14 protein-coding genes are annotated in these 15,740 nt (G+C 68.1%); 6 read left to right on the top strand and 8 right to left on the bottom strand.

Going from position 1 to position 15,740, the window contains the following annotated elements; all coding sequences use genetic code 11:
* Positions 1-139: 139 nt before the first annotated feature.
* Both ATO6_RS12595 and ATO6_RS25440 read right to left on the bottom strand, forming a co-directional pair.
* The gene (locus tag ATO6_RS12595) at positions 140-1,201 is read right to left on the bottom strand and encodes an oxidoreductase (protein ID WP_254919136.1); all 1,062 of its coding nucleotides are present in this window, start codon (positions 1,199-1,201) and stop codon (positions 140-142) included.
* Positions 1,201-1,335, bottom strand: coding sequence for a hypothetical protein (locus ATO6_RS25440; RefSeq protein ID WP_254919137.1), 135 nt, complete (start codon positions 1,333-1,335; stop codon positions 1,201-1,203). Before ATO6_RS25440 ends, ATO6_RS12595 begins: the two co-directional genes overlap by 1 nt.
* Positions 1,336-1,514: 179 nt before the next feature.
* Here ATO6_RS25440 and ATO6_RS12600 point away from each other — a divergent pair, with 179 nt between their 5' ends.
* Complete coding sequence (locus ATO6_RS12600) at positions 1,515-3,677, top strand: acyl-CoA dehydrogenase family protein (RefSeq protein ID WP_141101992.1); 2,163 nt, start codon at positions 1,515-1,517, stop codon at positions 3,675-3,677.
* An 8-nt stretch (positions 3,678-3,685) separates the two neighbouring features.
* Complete coding sequence (locus ATO6_RS12605) at positions 3,686-5,791, top strand: acetate--CoA ligase family protein (protein WP_088624541.1); 2,106 nt, start codon at positions 3,686-3,688, stop codon at positions 5,789-5,791.
* 58 nt (positions 5,792-5,849) lie between these two features.
* Here ATO6_RS12605 and ATO6_RS12610 read toward each other — a convergent pair whose 3' ends face one another.
* Positions 5,850-6,881 carry an NADP-dependent oxidoreductase gene (locus ATO6_RS12610; RefSeq protein WP_088624366.1) on the bottom strand — a complete coding sequence of 344 codons (1,032 nt, stop codon included), beginning with the start codon at positions 6,879-6,881 and terminating at the stop codon, positions 5,850-5,852.
* Between the two features lie 364 nt (positions 6,882-7,245).
* Here ATO6_RS12610 and ATO6_RS12615 point away from each other — a divergent pair, with 364 nt between their 5' ends.
* The 4 genes from ATO6_RS12615 to ATO6_RS12630 all read left to right on the top strand — a co-directional run bounded on the left by ATO6_RS12615 (position 7,246) and on the right by ATO6_RS12630 (position 11,026).
* Positions 7,246-8,205, top strand: coding sequence for a tripartite tricarboxylate transporter substrate binding protein (locus tag ATO6_RS12615; protein ID WP_176440917.1), 960 nt, complete (start codon positions 7,246-7,248; stop codon positions 8,203-8,205).
* Positions 8,206-8,276: 71 nt separating this feature from the next.
* Positions 8,277-8,720 (top strand): tripartite tricarboxylate transporter TctB family protein, encoded by a 444-nt coding sequence (locus tag ATO6_RS12620; RefSeq protein WP_176440918.1) that lies wholly within the window; start codon positions 8,277-8,279, stop codon positions 8,718-8,720.
* 12 nt (positions 8,721-8,732) lie between these two features.
* Positions 8,733-10,247, top strand: coding sequence for a tripartite tricarboxylate transporter permease (locus ATO6_RS12625; protein WP_254919138.1), 1,515 nt, complete (start codon positions 8,733-8,735; stop codon positions 10,245-10,247).
* Between the two features lie 113 nt (positions 10,248-10,360).
* Positions 10,361-11,026, top strand: coding sequence for a TetR/AcrR family transcriptional regulator (locus tag ATO6_RS12630; RefSeq protein ID WP_088624370.1), 666 nt, complete (start codon positions 10,361-10,363; stop codon positions 11,024-11,026).
* A gap of 9 nt (positions 11,027-11,035) precedes the next feature.
* On the opposite strand, the gene ATO6_RS12635 is transcribed toward ATO6_RS12630, so the two are convergent.
* From ATO6_RS12635 to ATO6_RS12655, 5 genes are all read right to left on the bottom strand, one after another.
* Positions 11,036-11,938, bottom strand: a complete 903-nt coding sequence (locus tag ATO6_RS12635) for an SMP-30/gluconolactonase/LRE family protein (RefSeq protein ID WP_088624371.1) — start codon at positions 11,936-11,938, stop codon at positions 11,036-11,038.
* Positions 11,931-13,457, bottom strand: a complete 1,527-nt coding sequence (locus ATO6_RS12640) for a tripartite tricarboxylate transporter permease (RefSeq protein WP_088624372.1) — start codon at positions 13,455-13,457, stop codon at positions 11,931-11,933. The genes ATO6_RS12635 and ATO6_RS12640 overlap by 8 nt, the downstream gene beginning before the upstream one ends.
* A complete protein-coding gene (locus tag ATO6_RS12645; protein ID WP_088624373.1) occupies positions 13,457-13,912 on the bottom strand; it encodes a tripartite tricarboxylate transporter TctB family protein in 456 nt (151 codons plus the stop codon). Before ATO6_RS12645 ends, ATO6_RS12640 begins: the two co-directional genes overlap by 1 nt.
* Before the next feature lie 87 nt (positions 13,913-13,999).
* Positions 14,000-14,746 carry an SDR family NAD(P)-dependent oxidoreductase gene (locus ATO6_RS12650; protein WP_088624374.1) on the bottom strand — a complete coding sequence of 249 codons (747 nt, stop codon included), beginning with the start codon at positions 14,744-14,746 and terminating at the stop codon, positions 14,000-14,002.
* The gene (locus ATO6_RS12655; protein ID WP_088624375.1) at positions 14,739-15,740 is read right to left on the bottom strand and encodes an acyl-CoA dehydrogenase family protein; all 1,002 of its coding nucleotides are present in this window, start codon (positions 15,738-15,740) and stop codon (positions 14,739-14,741) included. The genes ATO6_RS12650 and ATO6_RS12655 overlap by 8 nt, the downstream gene beginning before the upstream one ends.

A 15,740-nucleotide genomic window follows, 5' to 3' on the forward strand; every position in this document is an offset into this window, starting at 1 on the left:
TCGTGGTCATTGCGATTTCCATTCCGTCCACGGGGGCGGTCCGGCCGTGCCGGTGGCGCCGGCCCGGAACCGGGGCCGGCGCTGTGCAGATGCCATCGTCGCTTCGGGCGGCACCGGGCACCCAGTTTGCCGCAGGGCGCTAGGGTGCCGCGCGCCCGTTCGCGGGACGGTTCCAGTCCGCCCCTGCCGGGCGATCGGACTGTCGGCTGTCCGTGGTTTCGGGCGTGTCGGGGTGCACAAGGCGGTAGCCCAGCCAGTTGTTGGGGCGCGCCCTGAGGTATTGCGGCGGCCACGGGACATCGACACCGAGCGCCGCGGCGGCATGCAGGCCCCAGCGGGGATCGTCGAGAAACCCGCGACCGAGGGCGACCATATCGGCACGGCCTTCGGCAAGGATGGCTTCGGCCTGGTGCGGGTCGGTGATCATTCCGACGGCGACCGTGGTCAGGCCGGTGTCGGCCCGGACGCGTTCGGCGAAGGGCACCTGGTGGCCCGGCCGGGCGGGCGGGATCTGTGCGTCGGGCACGAGGTTGCCGGCGGACATGGTGACGTAGTCCAGCCCGAGCGCCCCGAGACGCCGTGCGAACTCGGCACCGTCGTCGATGGTCAGCCCCTGCGGGTGCCAGTCGGTGCTGGTGACGCGCGCGCCGAGGGCGTGGGTCCTGGGCACGACGGCGCGGACCGCCTCGGCGATGGAGAGCGGAAAGCGCATCCGGTTCTCGAAACTGCCGCCCCATTGATCCGTCCGCAGGTTGGTCAGCGGCGACAGGAACTGGTGCAGCAGGTAGCCGTGCGCGGCGTGGATCTCGATCAGGTCGAAACCGGCCTCGACCGACCGGCGGGCCGCGTCGACGAAGGCGGTGCGCACGGTGTCGAGATCGGCTTCGGACATCTCGACCGGGGTCGCCCACTGGTCGTTGTAGGGCAGGGCCGAGGGTCCGCGTGTCGGCCAAGCGCCTTCTTCGGGGGGCAGGGATTCGCCCTTGTGGCGGTCCTTGATCGTCCGCGCCGAGGCACGGCGCCCGGCATGGGCCAGCTGGATGCCGATGCGTGCCTCGGACAGCGGTCGCAGCTTCGCGATCAGGTCGGCAAAGGCTGCCTGCTGCGCGTCATTCGACAGGGCAAGGCAACCGTGGGTGATGCGGCCTTCGGGCTCCACCCCCGTGGCCTCGACCACGACCAGACCGGCGCCGGACAGCATCAGCCGCCCAGATGAACGAGGTGCCAGTCCTGCGGCAGGCCGTCGACGGCGCTGTACTGGCACATCGGCGAGACCTGGATCCGGTTCGGGACCTCGATCCCGCCGATGGTCAGGGGCGTGAAGAGATGGGGCATGGGGCGATCCTTCGCGGTTTCGGTGCTGCCCCGGACACTAACCTGCCGGTCAGGAGATTGAAGCCCGAAACGAGTATCGCCCGCCGGCGGCCGCCCCGGTGCGGTCCGGCCGGATTTCAACGCGACACCGATCGGCGGACCGCAATCCGCTGCAAGACCAACTGATGAAGGACAATCACATGCCGCTGACAGAAGACGCCTATGCCGCATTCGAACAGGAGGTCCGGGCCTTTGCGCTGGCCAACTGCCCGGAGGACATCCGCCGGGTGGTCCGCAATTCGGAGAAGCTGACCCGTGACGTCTGGGCGCGCTGGCAGAGGATTCTGAGCGATCACGGCTGGGGCGCGCCGAACTGGCCGGTCTCCGAGGGCGGCACCGGCTGGGATGCGCGGCAGCGCTACATCTTCGACACGACGCTGGCGGAATGCGAATGCCCGCCCCAGTATCACCATGGCCTGCGCCACCTCGGGCCGGTGCTGATCGCCTATGGCACCGAAGAGCAGAAGAAGCGGTTCCTGCCGGGCATACTGAGTGGCGACGACTGGTGGTGTCAGGGCTTTTCCGAACCGGGCAGCGGGTCCGACCTCGCCTCGCTGCGCACGAAGGCGGTGCTGGATGGCGATGCCTACGTGGTCAACGGTCAGAAGATCTGGACCAGCCACGCGCAGGAAGCGGACTGGATGTACACGCTGGTCCGCACCTCGAACGAGGGCAAGAAACAGGCCGGTATCACCTTCGTGCTGATCGACATCCGGTCGCCCGGCGTCACCGTCAAGAAGATCGAGACGATCGACGGTATCCACCACGTCAACGAAGTGTTCCTCGATAACGTCCGGGTGCCGGTGGAAAACCGCATCGGCGAGGAGGACAAGGGCTGGGCGCTGGCGAAATACCTGCTGAGCCATGAACGGCTGGGTGGGGCGAACACCGCGCCGCTGTTCCAGATGTTCCAGAACCTGCGTGACCTCGTGGATCGCGATACGGGCGGTGCGCTGCGCCGGTCCGATGCGCGGCGGCGGCTGGTGACGGCCGAGACGCGCCTGAGGGGACTGAAAGAGCAGGGCCGGATCGCCGTGGCCACGGTCATGCAGGGGGGCGACCTGGGCATCATGCCCTCGGCGCTCAAGATCGTGTCGACCGAGATTGCGCAGGAACTGAGCGAGCTGGCGATGGAGATCGCGGCGCGGGATCATGCGGGCGACCTGGCGGATCCGGCCGCGGCACACTGGAGCAGCACCTACTATTACAACCGGTCACGGACGATCGTGGGCGGCACCAACGAGGTGCAGCGCAACCTGATCGCGCAGGCGATGTTCGCCGGCGGCGTCGATGCGGTGCATCCGCCGGCCTTCGGCGGCGAGATCAACGAGGCGGCGCAGCGGATCGCGGCAGGCACGCCGGACTGGGCGCAGGTGGCCGAGATGGGCTGGCCGATGACGCTGGTGCCCGAAGCGGACGGCGGAGTTGGCGCGACGCTGTCGGATCTGGCGGCGGCGATCGAGGGCGCGGGCCGCGGCGGTCTGGCGATGGCCCTGCCGGTGCATTGCGGCGTGACGCCGGTGCTGCTGACGGCGGGGCAGGGCGCCCGGCGCGACGCGGCGCTGGAGGGTCATCTGTCAGGGGGCGCGCCGGTCCTGTCGGTGCTGGCCCTCTCGCACAGGCTGGAGGTTTCAGCCGAAGGTGGCGGCGTCAGGTTGCGCGGGCCGGTGCGCGGCATCGCGCCGTTGCCGGGCGCGCGCGAGCTGCTGGTCGCCACCGAGGACCGGCTGGTGCTCGTGCCGCTGGAGGGACTGACGCCGGTGCAGGGCGTCGGGATCGACGGCCGTGCGACCGTTGGTTTCGATCTGGACCTGGCCGTTCCGCCCGAGGCGGTGCTGCTGAGCGGCGATGGCGCACGGCTGGCGCGCGACAGGGCGCAGGCGCTCGGGGCGATGCTGACCTGCGTGGAATCGATCGGGCTGATGGCCTCGGTCCTGAAACACGTGCTGGCTTATCTCGGCGAGCGGCGGCAGTTCGGCCAGACGCTGTCCGAATTCCAGGTGCTGCGGCACCGGGCGGCCGACATGCTGATCGACCTGATGAACGCCTCGGCGCTGGTGGTCCATGCGGTGCAGGCGCAGGAGCAGGACGACGCGGGCGCACTCAGGGTCGCGGCGCTGGCCAAGATCGGCGTCAGCCGCGCCGCGCGGCGGTCGGCCGAGGCGGCGATCCAGCTGCATGGCGGCATGGGCATGACCGAGGAACTGGCGGTCACACCGCTGAACAAGCGACTGATCCAGGCCGGTTTCGACTTCGGCGATGCACTGCATCACGAAGAGCGGCTGGACATGATGAACGCATGAGGGACCAGATGAAGGACCAGACCGACAGCAGCGCCCTTGGCGCGATCTTTTCGCCGCGCAGCGTGGCGATCATCGGGGCCTCGACCAGCCCGCTGAAACTGGGCGGGCGGCCGATCGCCTTTCTCAAGGACTACGGGTTCCAGGGTGAGATCTATCCGGTCAACGCCGCGCAGCCCGAGGTGCAGGGCCTGAAAGCCTATGCGGATGTGCGCGACATTCCCGGCCCCGTCGATCAGGCGGTGATGCTGGTGCCGGCGAAATTCGTCGAGGATGCGCTGAAGGCCTGCGCCGAGAAGGGCGTGAAGGTGGTGCAGGTGCTGACCTCGGGCTTTGCCGAGGCGGACGAGGAAGGCCGTGCGCGGCAGGAGCGGCTGATGGAGATCGTGCGCGAGACGGGGATCCGGATCACCGGGCCGAACGCGCTCGGCTCCGTCTCGCCGCATGACCGGTTCTGCGCGACCTTTTCGACCGCGTTCCAGGGCATGCATCCGCCCGCCGGTAATGTGGCGGTGGTGACGCAGAGCGGGGCGTTCGGATCGTGTTCCTACGTCATGGTGGCGCGGCGCGGGCTTGGCCTGTCGCGGATCGTCGCGACGGGGAACGAGGCGGATATCGACACCGCCGAAGTCATCGCGCACCTCGCCCATGATCCCGAGACCAAGGTGATCTGCGCCGCCGTGGAAAGCTCGACCGACGGCGACCAGCTGCGGGCGGCGCTGAAGACGGCGGCAGAGGCGGGCAAGCCGGTGATCTTCATGAAGGTCGGCGCCTCCGAGATCGGTGCGGCGGCGGCGGCGACGCACACCGGCGCGCTGGCGGGCAACGACAAGGTGTTCGACACGGTGATCCGCGAAGGCGGCGCCTATCGGGCGCGGTCGATCGAAGAGATGGTCGACGTGGCCTATGTCATGGGCATCGGGCCCGAGCCCAAGGGGCCGCGCGCGGTGATCGTCTCGTTCTCGGGCGGGATCGGGATCATGATGGCCGACGCCTCGGAAGGGTCGGGGATGGAGCTGCCGCCGCAGTCCGACGGGCTGCGCGCCGAGGTGCGCGGGATCCTCGATTTCGCCGAAGGGTCGAACCCGCTGGATCTGACGGCGCAGGTGGCGGTGCGGCCCGACGCGCTGCCGCTGATCCACGACGCGCTGCTGTCCAGCGGCGAATACGACGCCATCGTGATCTACCTGGCCAACTCCGGCATGTCGCCCGAGGCGTTCGCGCCGCATCTGGAGAACATGCGCCTGCTGCGGCGCCAGCATCCGGACAAGGTGATCGGTGTCGTCACGCCGCCGCACCCCGAGGTCCAGAAGGCGCTGGAGGAGATCGGCGTGCTGGTGTTCGAGGACCCGTCGCGGCTGGTGAAGGCCATCGGCGGAGCGGCGACGCTGGTCGCGCGGCGCGCGGCGGCATTGGGCGACGCGCCGGTGCCGGGCGATGCGGCACGGGTGGACCTGAGCCTGCCGATGACCGAGGCGCGGGCCAAGCGGCTGCTGGCCGGGGCCGGGCTGCCGGTGCCGGAAGAGGCCGAATGCGCGGATGCCGAAAGTGCCGTGCGGGCGGCAGAGCGGATCGGCTTTCCGGTGGTCATGAAGGTGCTGTCGCCCGACATCGCCCACAAGACCGAGGTGGGCGGCATCGCGCTGAACCTCGGATCGGCCGGCGAGGTGGCGGAGGCGTTCGCCCGGATCACCGAGAGCGCGGCGCGACATGCGCCGGACGCACGGATCGAGGGTGTCATCGTCGCGCCGATGGCGGGCGAGGGGGCCGAGATCATCCTCGGCCTGCATTCGGATCCGGTCTTCGGCCCGATGATCCTTGCCGGCGCGGGCGGTGTGATGGCGGAAATGCTGGGCGACGTCAGTTTCGCTTCGGTCCCCGTCAGCCGCGCGCGCGCCGAGTCGATGGTGCGCGGCACGGGCTGGGCCAAGCTGCTGGACGCGTGGCGCGGGCGGCCCGAACGGGACCGGGCGGCGCTGGTGGAGGCGATCCTCAGGCTGTCCGATTTCGCCGTCGCGAACGCGGACCAGGTCGAAGGGGTCGAGATGAACCCGATCCTGATCCGCGAAAAGGGCGCGGCGGTGCTGGACGCGCTGATCGTGCCCAGGACCGTCTGAGCCGATGGCGGCGGGGGGAAGCAAGGCCGCGCGTCATGTATCGCGCGGCCCCGACGGATCAGGAAATGCGGACGACCTGCTTGCCCAGGTTCCCGCCCCTGATCAGCGAGCGGAGCGCGCCGGGCGCGGCCTCCAGCCCTTCGGCCACGTCTTCGAGATAGACGATCTCTCCGCTCTTCACCCTGGGCGCGATCTCGGCCAGGAATTCCGGCATCCGGTGGGCGTGGTCGGTCTGCAGCAAGCCGTAGAACTTGACCCGCTTGACGACGGCCAGCCGCCACAGGTCGCGCAGCTTGCTGTCGCCGGTCGGATCGGGCGCGCCGTCCTTCCACGTGATCATGCCGCAGATGATAATGCGGGCCTTGATGTTCAGCAGACGCATCGCACCGCCGAGGATCGGGCCGCCGACATTGTCGAAATAGACGTCAATCCCGTCCGGGCAGAGCGCGGCGAGCGATTTCTCCATGTCTTCGGCCGTCGGGTTCTCGCGGTGGTCGATGCAGGCGTCGAAGCCGAAGGTTTCCACCGCGATGCGGCACTTTTCGGGGCCGCCGGCGACACCGATGACGCGGCAGCCCGCGGCCTTGGCCAGCTGGCCGACCATGGAGCCGACCGGGCCGGTGGCGGCGGCGACGACCAGCGTCTCGCCGGGCTTGAGTTCACCATAGGCCGTGATCCCGGCCCATGCGGTGAAGCCGGGCATTCCGAGAACGCCCAGAGAGGTGGAGATCGGCAGCTCGTCGGGATCCACCTTGCGCAGCTTCTCGGCGGGCAGGCAGGCGTGGGTCGTCCAGCCGAGCAGCCCCTGCGCGTAGTCGCCGGGCTTGAAGTCGGGCGACCGGCTCTCGATCACCTCGCCGACCGCGCCGGCCTCCATCGTGTCGCCGATCGCCGTCGGGCTGGTGTAGCCCTTGATGTCGTCCATGCGGGCCCGGATGTAGGGGTCGAGCGACATGTAGCGGACGGCGATCAGGACCTCGCCCTCGGCCGGGGTGGGGATGTCGATATCCTCGATGCGAAAGAACTCGTCCCTGGGCTCGCGCACGTCTGGACGGCGGGCAAGAACGATTCGGCGCGGGCTGTTTCTCATCGGTTTCCTCCTGTGGGATCAGGGGCAATTCGGCCGCTGACTTTATTAACTGAACGAATGGTAAGTTATGGACCCGGTGGAGGATGTCAACGCGGTGCGGGCGGGGAGCGCAGTCCTCCGTCCGGATCGCGGCCAAGAAGTGCCGCCTGGCCCTGTTCGGGTTAAGAATAGTCGCTGCAACGCGATGATATAAATAAGTTTTACTAACGGCCTGAAGGATTTCTCGCCGCACCAAAGGCTATGCGAAACGCCTCTTCCATGTCCGTGATTTTCCCGAGAAATGCATTGAAATGATGTGCGTCTCAGGTAACTTCCTTGCCTTACAGTTAGTAAGTAAAGAATGTCTCAACAGGAGGAGGAACAGATGTTCAGAAAACTCTTTGCCGCCGCGGCGACCGCGGCCGTTCTCGCGACCGGTGTGACCACCGCGCAGGCGCAGGACTATCCGTCCGACACCGTCCGGATCATCGTGCCCTACTCGGCCGGCGGTGTGACGGACTTCTACGCGCGTCTGATCGCGCCCGAACTGCAGGAAGCCTGGGGCCAGACGGTGATCGTCGAGAACAAGCCGGGCTCCGGCTCGCTTCTGGGGGCGATGGAAGTCGGCACGTCCGAGCCGGACGGCCTGACACTGCTGCTCGGGTCCTACGGGCTGCTGTCCAACCAGATCCTGCTGCCGGATTCGCCCTACGACCCGGCCAGCATCGAGCCGGTCTATCTGCTGGGCCGCGGGTCCAACATGCTCATCATCGGCAGCGAATTCGAACACGATACGCTGGACAGCCTGACCCAATATGCCAAGGACAATCCCGGCAAGCTCAAGGTCGCCTCGTCCGGGATCGGCGCCAGCCCGCATATCGCGGCGCTGCTCTGGGCCGACAAGGTCGGCGTGAACTTCCTGCACATCCCCTACCAGGGCACCGCGCCGGCGATGACCGACGTGCTGGCGGGCCGGGTCGACGTGATCTTTGACGGGATCTCCAGCATGGCGAACGTGCGTGCGGGCAAGACCAAGGCGCTGGCCATCGCCGCCGCCAAGCGCAGCCCCGAGGCGCCGGACGTTCCGACCTTCAACGAACTGGGCATTCCGTTCGAATTCGGGTCGTTCTTCGGTTTCTTCGTCCCGACCGGCACCCCGCAGGACATCCAGGACACGATCTTTGAGGCCGTGGCCAAGATCGCCCGGCGCGAAGACATCGACGCGCAGCTGCAGAAGCGCGGGCTCGATACCACGCCGAAGACACAGGCGGATTTCAAGGACTTCATGACGTCGGAACTGGCGGCGCTGAAGAAGCTGGAAGAGCAGGGCCTGCTGGCGAAGTGACAACGGACAACCGTCCGGCGCCCCTCCGGGGGGCGCCGGATCTGGCGGAGGGGAATATCATGAAGTCGTGGATGACACGCGACGCCGCAGGCGCCGTTCTGGTCATGGGGGTCGGGCTGTTTGCCTGCCTTCATGCGTATTCGAACTATTCAATCGGGGCGATGTCCTCGCCCGGTCCGGGGCTGTTCCCGGTGCTGATCGGCGCGCTGATGGTGGTCAGCGGCGCCCTTGTCGGAGTTCAGGCCCTGCTGGCCACGGCCCGCGAAAAGGGCGTGCCGTTCGAGGCCCGGCCCCTGGGTTTCATCCTGCTGGCGATCGCCATCTTTGCACTTCTGGTCGAGACGACGGGCTACGGGATAGCGGTTCCGATCCTCGTCTTCGTGGCCAGTTTCGCGGATCGCGGGATGAGCCTGAAGCTGCGCGCCATCCTCGCGCTGTCGCTGACGGTGATCTGCATCACGATGTTCAAACTGATCCTGCAGGTGTCGCTGCCTGTGTTCTTCCGGGTGTGGTGACGCATGGGTGGCATGATCGACAACCTCACGCTCGGGCTGCAGACCGCGTTGATGCCCGAAAACCTTTTCTTCTGTTTCCTCGGGGTCTTCCTCGGCACCATCCTGGGGGTGATCCCCGGTATCGGCGTGCTGGTGTCGATCTCGCTTCTGTTCCCGATCACCTTTCACATCGGGCCGACGCCCGCGCTGGTGATGCTGGCGGGGATTTACTACGGCACGACCTATGGCGGGTCGACATCCGCGATCCTGCTGAACGTGCCGGGCACGCCGTCCTCGGCGGTGTCATGCCTCGACGGGCACCCGATGGCGCAGCAGGGGCGGGCCGGGACCGCGCTGCTGATGACGACCGTGGCGTCGTTCTTTGGCGGGTCGGTGGGTATCCTGCTGCTGACCGGGTTTTCGCCCATGATCGCCGCCTCGGCGCTGGAGTTCGGATCGGTCGAGTATTTCGCGCTGATGGTGCTGGGGCTGATCGCGGCCTCGACCATCGCGGGGGGATCGGCGGCCAAGGGCGTGTCGATGGTGCTGTTCGGGATCCTGCTGGGGATCGTCGGCTCCGACGTCTACACCGGCCAGCTGCGCTTCACCTTCGGGCAGCAGGCGCTGTTCGACGGCATCTCGGTCATCGCGCTGGCCATGGGGATCTTCGGCATCGCCGAGGTGGTGAGTTCGGTCAATTCGGTCAAGACGGCTTCGATCCCGCCGGGCCGCATCACGTTCCGGTCGATGCTGCCGTCGGTGTCGGAATTCCGGGCCTCGGTCATGCCGATGATCCGCGGGTCGGGGATCGGGTCGTTCTTTGGCGCGCTGCCGGGCACGGGCGGGCTGATCGCGGCCTACATGTCCTACGCGGTGGAGAAGCGGATCGGTGACGAAAGCCGCTTTGGCAAGGGCGCGATCGAGGGGCTGACGGGGCCGGAATCGGCCAACAACGCCGCCGACCAGACCGCGTTCATTCCGACGCTGACGCTGGGGATTCCCGGTTCGCCCACCATGGCGATCATGCTGGGCGTCCTGATCATCCACGGGATCGAACCGGGGCCGCTGGTCCTGACCGAGCAGCCGGACCTGTTCTGGGGTCTGGTGATGAGCTTCTGGATCGGCAACCTGATGCTGCTGGTGCTGAACATCCCGATGGTCGGGCTCTGGGTCCGGCTTCTGCGGGTGCCGTTCCAGCTGATGTTCCCGGCGATCGTCATGTTCATCGTGATGGGCGTGCTGACCACCTACAACGGGTCGCTGCAGATCTGGATGGTGCTGATCCTCGGCGCGCTCGGCTACCTGATGCGCTATCTGGCGATGCCCGCCGCGCCGATGATCCTCGGCTTCGTGCTGGGCCCGCTGATGGAGGAGCATTTCCGCCGCGCGCTGCTGCTGTCCGGCGGCGAGTTCGGCACCTTCATCGAGGGGCCGATCGCGCAGGTCTGTCTGGCGCTTTCGGCGGGTCTGCTGATCCTGAACTTCGTCGGTTCGTGGCGCCGCAGGGCGGCGCGGCGACAGTCGGAGGCGGGCTTGTCCGCGGATTGATTGGCCGCTAGGTTTTCACACCTTCCTGCGCCGTCCCGGACGAGGACGGCGCAGGTGCACATGACCGGTCGGTGTCGCTCTCGCCGGTCTTCTGACGACGGGAGAAGCCTGAAGTGGCGCGCAAACCACGCCCCGATATCGTGACGGAAGAACTGGCCCGGATCGACCGGCGGACGCAGATCGTCGACGAGGCGGCATTCCTCTTTGCGCGAAAGGGCTTTTCGGGGACGACGCTGAAGGACGTGGCGGACCGTTGCGACATGACCAAGGCGGCGCTCTACTATTATTTTCCCGACAAGGAGAGCCTTGTGAGGGCGGTCTACGTGACCCGCATGGCCCAGCTGAACAAGTCGATGCATGCGGCGCTGTCGCGTGCACCCGCTGACCCGCTGTCCCGTATCGCGGCCTTCGTGCGGCACTGCGCGTCGCGGATCGACGGGAACCGTGAAGCCTGGATCGTGGGAAGCCAGTTGTTCGCTTCGCTGGAAACCTCGCCCGGTGCCGAAGTCATCGTCGCCCTGCGCGACGAGTTCGAGAACACGCTGCGGACCGAGGTCGAGCGGGCGATGGATCAGGGGGTCTTTCGCCGGATGGACGTCGCGCTGACAGCGCGGCTGCTGCTGTCGTGGGTCAACTACATCCCGCGCTGGCACAGGCAGGGCAGCGGCATGTCGGCCGAGGCCGTCTGTGACGTCTTTCTCGACATGACCCTGAAGGGCCTGCTGGAACCGCAGGCGGCCGGGGCAGGCGGGCAGGCCGCAACCACCGGCGCGGCCTGATCCGCCGCCTCAGCCGAAGCGCGCCTCGGGAATGCCTGTCGCGCCAAGCCCGTCGATGACGAACAGGTGCCCGCCATCGGGATGTTTCGACACGGCCTTGCCGGTGCCGGAGTCGCGGATGGAGGTCACGAAAAGCCGGTCCATCCCCGGCCCGCCGAAGGCGAGGCTTGCGGGCAGGTCGACCGGTGCGGCGAAGCTGTCGATCAGCCTGCCCGAGGAGGAGAAACAGCCGATCCGGGCGGAATGGATCAGCGCGCCCCAGATGTTGCCGTCGCTGTCGACGGTCGCGCCGTCGATGCCGCTGCCGATGTCGGCGGTGTCGATATGGACGCGCGGCGCACCGCAGGCCCCGGTCGCGGGGTCGTAGTCGCAGGCCATCAGTTTCCGCAGGGCGCTGTCGGAGTAATACATCGTCGCGCCGTCCGGGCTGAAACACAGGCCGTTGCCGACGGTGATGCCCTCGACCAGCACCTCGTGCGCGCGGCCCTGGCCGATGCGGTGCAACTGCCCGACCGGCTGCCGGTCGAGCGATATGTCCGCAACCAGGAACCGGCCCTGACGGTCGGTCTTGCCGTCGTTCAGCCGCAGCGGCGTCTGCGGCGGACCGAGGTCCAGCAGCGTCAGGCGCAGGGGATCGCCCGGCTGGAACAGCACGATCGACCGGTCCAGCGCGGCGACGAGGCACCCGTCCACGGCCAGCGCGATGGAGCCGACGTGGCCGGGCAGGGCGAAGCTTTCCGGATCGCCCGCCTTGTCGCCGTTGAAGCTCATCCGCCGGACCTTGCCGCCCGCGCCGTCGATCCACCACAGGCAGTTCGCAGCATTGTCCCAGACGGGCGTTTCGCCGAGCATGTCCGGCGTGGAGGTCAGCCGGGTGACGGAGACGGTGCGGCGGGGGGCGGTGTCAGGCATTGGTGTTCTCCGTGTCGCGGCGGCGCAGGCGCAGGGCGAGGTCGCGCAGGCCCTTCAGCACGAACCACGCGATGATGAGAAGGGCGATCGTCATGATGACCCCGGCGATCGGACGGGTGAGGAAGGTCGAGACCTCTCCGTTCGACACGACCAGCGCGCGGCGGAAGTTCTCTTCCATCATCGGGCCGAGGACGAAGCCGAGCAGCAGCGGCGCGACCTCGAAGTTCAGCGCCTTCATGCCCCAGCCGAGAAAGCCGAAGGCCAGCAGCACGAAGATGTCCATCACCTGGTAGTTGATCGAATAGATGCCGATGCAGACGAAGGCGACGATCACCGGGAACAGCAGGTGATAGGGGATGGCGAGGATGCGCACCCAGATGCCGATGAGCGGCAGGTTCAGGATCAGCAGGAAGATGTTGCCGATCACGAAGCTGACGACGAGGCCCCAGAACAGGTCGGGGCTGTCGGTGATGACGCTCGGCCCCGGCAGGATGCCGTGCACCATCATCACGCCCAGCATGATCGCCATGACCGGGTCGCCGGGAATGCCAAGGCTCATCGTCGGGATGAAGGCGGACTGCACGGCGGCGTTGTTCGCGGCCTCGGGGGCGACGACGCCCTCGATCGCGCCCTTGCCGAATTCATCGGGGGTGCGGCTGAGCTTCTTCTCGGTGGCGTAGCTGATGAAGGTCGCGACGACACCGCCGGTGCCGGGCAGGGCTCCGAAGAACGAACCGATGGCCGAACCGCGCCACATCGGCCCCCATGACCGGCGCCACTGGCTGCGGTCGGGCAGCATCGAGCGCATGCTGATGTCGCTGGTCTGGACCGTGGACTTGATGACGCGGCCGGCGTTGGCGATGATCTCGGGCAGGCCGAACAGGCCGATGGCGACGGCCACCAGCGGCAGGCCGTCGTAGAATTCGGGCATGCCGAAGGCGAAGCGGGCCACGCCGCTGTTGATATCGAGGCCGACCAGCCCGAGCGCGAGGCCGAGCGCGACGGCGACAAGGGCCCGGATCGCCCGCCCCGAGCCGATCAGCGCGGCGGCGATCAGCCCGAGGAACATCAGGGCGAAGTATTCCTGCGGTCCGAACTGCAATGCGACGCGGGCCAGCGGGACCGAGAAGAGCGACAGCAGGACCACGCCGAACATCGACCCGAAGCATGAGGCGATGGCGGTGATGAACAGCGCGACGCCCGCCTGGCCCTTGCGGGCCATCGGGTAGCCGTCGATGCCCGTCACGGCGCTGGTGGCGGTGCCCGGCAGGTTCAGCAGGATCGAGGCGATGGAGCCGCCATAGGCCGCGCCGTAGTAGATGCCAGCCAGCATGATGAGGGCGAAGTTCGGCTCCACGTGAAAGGTGATCGGCAGCAGCATGGCAAGCGTGGCCATCGTGCCGATGCCCGGCAGGACGCCGACCAGCGTGCCGAGCGTGACGCCGAGCAGGCAGTAGAGCAGTCCGCCGGCAGAGGCGGCGACGGAGAGCCCGAGGGCGAGGTTCGACAGGAGTTCCATCAGCCGAACGCCCTGAGCTGGAGGCCGAGCAGCACGGAGAAGAGCAGCCAGCAGGTGCCCGCCGTCGCGGCCGCGAGGATCAGCGCCGTCAGCCACGACGTGGTCCGGTTGGCGAGCGCCGAGAGGAAGACCGCGGCCCCGATCGCCGGGACCATGCCGGTCCGTTCGATCATCAGGGCGAAGGCGAGGAAGGCCGCCGCGACCAGCAGCACGCCACGCTTGTCGGCGAATTGCGCTGCCCCGTCAGAGGGCTTGTCGGGCGTGGCGGTGAGGATCAGGATCAGGCCGAGGGCACACATCGCCACGGCCAGAAGCATCGGGAAATAGCCTGGACCCATGCTGCGCAGGGTGCCGAGGCGGTATCCGAAGGACTCGGTCAGGATGAAGATGCCGATCCCGACGGTGACGAGGCCCGCAATCAGGTCTTCGCGTCTGGTTCTGATGAATTCGAGCACGGGTTCTCCTCCCCTAGCCTGCTCTGGTCCTCCCGTCGCATCCGTCCGGCGGAACCGGGCGGATGCCTATGTCGCCGTGCCGTGGCCTTACAGGTTCGACCGGACGATGCCGCCGTCGATCAGCATGGTCTGACCGGTCACGAAGTCGCTCTCCGGCCCGGCGAAATAGCAGATCGCGCGGGCGATATCCTCCACCGTGCCGAGCCGCCCGAGCGGCGTGGTCGCCACCCGCTTGGCGTCGAGCGCGGCGTTGCGGTGCTTCTGCGTGCCCTCGGTCGGCACGGCGGAGGGCGCGACGGCGTTCACGCGGATACCCTGGCCGCCGAGTTCGGCGGCGGCCGCGCGGGTCAGGCCGGTGACGCCCGACTTGATGCCGCTGTAGACCAGCGAGTTCGGCGCGGAGCGGAAGGCGGCGGCGGAGGCGGTGTTGACGATCGTGCCGCCCCGGTCTTGCATGGCTTCTGCCGCGGCCTGAATGCCCCAGATGATGCTGGCAAAGCCGATCTGCATCATCCGTTCGACCGTTTCCGGCTGGATGTCGGGGATCGCCTGGTAGCGGACCCATGCGGCGTTGTTGACCATGACGTCCAGCTGTCCCGCCTCGGCCCTGACCAGCTCGACCGCCGCGCGCACGCCGTCGCGGGTGCCGACGTTCTGCACGACCGGGATGGCCTTGCCGCCCATGGCCTGAACCTCGGCCAAGGCTTCCTCGACGAACTCGGGCTTGAGGTCGTTGATGGCCACGGTCCAGCCGCGGGCGGCCATAAGTTTCGCGGTGGCCTTGCCGATGCCGTGCCCGGCCCCGGTGATGAGTGCGACTGTGGTGTCAGACATGAACCTGTTCCTCCTCCTTGTTCTGGCCGGACAGCAACCGGTCCAGAACATCCCGTTTCAATGCGGCGGCACCGCCCTGCGCGGCCAGCGCCTTGGTCATCCGCAGGTGCCGGTGCACCGGGACGTCCCATGTGAACCCCATGCCGCCGTGCACCTGTATCGCGCTTTCCGCGGCCTTCGCACCCAGGTCGCAGGCCCCCACGAAGGTGGCGCGCGCGGCGGCCACGGGGGTTTCGCAATGGGGCGACAGGCTGCGGGCGATGCTGTTGCGGATCGTTTCGACCGCGAGGCACTGGCGCGCGAGGTGGTGCTGGATCGCCTGGAAATCCGCGAGGGCGCGGCCGAACTGGACGCGGTCCCGCGCATAGTCGGCGGCGCGGTTCATCGCGTCCTCGGTCGCGCCGAGGATCTGGGCCGCGCGCAGGATCTGCGCGGACCGGTGCAGGCGCGTGACCGCATTGGCGTCCAGTTGCGGGCCGGTGAGGGTGCCGACCTCGACGCGTCCCTCGGGGCGTTCGAGGTCGAGGCTTTCCTCGGGCAGGGCCTGCGCACCGTCGCCGAGGGCGACCAGCGTCGCGGTGCCGTCGGTGCGGAACACCAGAACGTGCTGACAGTCCTGCACGGACGGCGCGCGGCCGACGATGCCGCCGGTGGAGCCGAGCGCGCCGGACCACGCGATCGTCGCGGTGGTCGCGCCGGTCGCCAGCGCGGTGGCGATGTCGGTGTCGGTATCGCCGAAGGCGCGGGCCAGCAGCATGGTCTCCATCAGCGGCGCGGCGAGGAAGCCCGCACCGGCGGCCTGCATCACCGGCACCGCGTAATCGAGCGGCAGGGCGAGGCCGCCGGCGCTTTCGGGTGCGAGGATGCCGGTCAGCCCGGCCTCGGCCAGCAGAGCCATGCGGGCGGGCAGGTCGGCGGCGTCTGAGCAGGCCGCGACAACCGCGCTGGCGGTGTCGGCGAAGTCGGCGGGCGAGAAGTCGAGATCGGATGCCAT

The sequence above is a fragment of the Oceanicola sp. 22II-s10i genome, assembly GCF_002210105.1.
In the GTDB taxonomy this organism is placed as follows: domain Bacteria; phylum Pseudomonadota; class Alphaproteobacteria; order Rhodobacterales; family Rhodobacteraceae; genus Pseudooceanicola.

Coding starts and splice junctions, on each gene's coding strand:
- ATO6_RS12595 (WP_254919136.1), bottom strand. CDS start 1,201: ATGCTGTCCGGCGCCGGTCTGGTCGTGGTCGAGGCCACGGGGGTGGAG.
- ATO6_RS25440 (WP_254919137.1), bottom strand. CDS start 1,335: ATGCCCCATCTCTTCACGCCCCTGACCATCGGCGGGATCGAGGTCCCG.
- ATO6_RS12600 (WP_141101992.1), top strand. CDS start 1,515: ATGCCGCTGACAGAAGACGCCTATGCCGCATTCGAACAGGAGGTCCGG.
- ATO6_RS12605 (WP_088624541.1), top strand. CDS start 3,686: ATGAAGGACCAGACCGACAGCAGCGCCCTTGGCGCGATCTTTTCGCCG.
- ATO6_RS12610 (WP_088624366.1), bottom strand. CDS start 6,881: ATGAGAAACAGCCCGCGCCGAATCGTTCTTGCCCGCCGTCCAGACGTG.
- ATO6_RS12615 (WP_176440917.1), top strand. CDS start 7,246: ATGTTCAGAAAACTCTTTGCCGCCGCGGCGACCGCGGCCGTTCTCGCG.
- ATO6_RS12620 (WP_176440918.1), top strand. CDS start 8,277: ATGACACGCGACGCCGCAGGCGCCGTTCTGGTCATGGGGGTCGGGCTG.
- ATO6_RS12625 (WP_254919138.1), top strand. CDS start 8,733: ATGATCGACAACCTCACGCTCGGGCTGCAGACCGCGTTGATGCCCGAA.
- ATO6_RS12635 (WP_088624371.1), bottom strand. CDS start 11,938: ATGCCTGACACCGCCCCCCGCCGCACCGTCTCCGTCACCCGGCTGACC.
- ATO6_RS12640 (WP_088624372.1), bottom strand. CDS start 13,457: ATGGAACTCCTGTCGAACCTCGCCCTCGGGCTCTCCGTCGCCGCCTCT.
- ATO6_RS12650 (WP_088624374.1), bottom strand. CDS start 14,746: ATGTCTGACACCACAGTCGCACTCATCACCGGGGCCGGGCACGGCATC.
- ATO6_RS12655 (WP_088624375.1), bottom strand. CDS start 15,740: ATGGCATCCGATCTCGACTTCTCGCCCGCCGACTTCGCCGACACCGCC.